The sequence below is a fragment of the Clostridium sp. DL1XJH146 genome (genome assembly GCF_054819755.1).
The window spans coordinates 1-380 of sequence record NZ_JBTVVN010000116.1; the positions used below are offsets into that span (position 1 = coordinate 1).

The following is a 380-nucleotide window of genomic DNA, read 5'->3' on the forward strand; positions in this document are numbered from 1 at the left end:
TTAAGAACCAAAGTTTCTACAAGCGTTGGAAAGAAAAAACTTAACCAATTAAAAAATGCAGCTTCTAAATCTATTGGGAAAAAAGTTATTAGTGAAGCTATGTTACTTGAATTTAACATCTTACTTGAGGATTATAATAAGTTATGCGCTAGAATAGTTCATATTGAATCTAAAGCACAAAATTTAGTGCTATCCATACCTTGGGCTTCGAATGTTGTTGATATTAAAGGTATAGGCGTTTTAAGCGTAGCTGCAATAGTATCTGAAATAGGAGATATATCAAGATTTGACGATGGGAAACAACTTCAATCGTTATGTGGTTTTGATTTAAGGGAAAATAGTTCTGGTACTCATAAAGGCAAGACAACTATAAGCAAAAA

General features: G+C 31.6%; 1 protein-coding gene. It reads left to right on the forward strand.

The features are described 5' to 3' along the window. On the forward strand, positions 1 to 380 hold a 380-nt coding region (locus ACVHXK_RS18735), incomplete at both ends, for a transposase (RefSeq protein ID WP_461207927.1).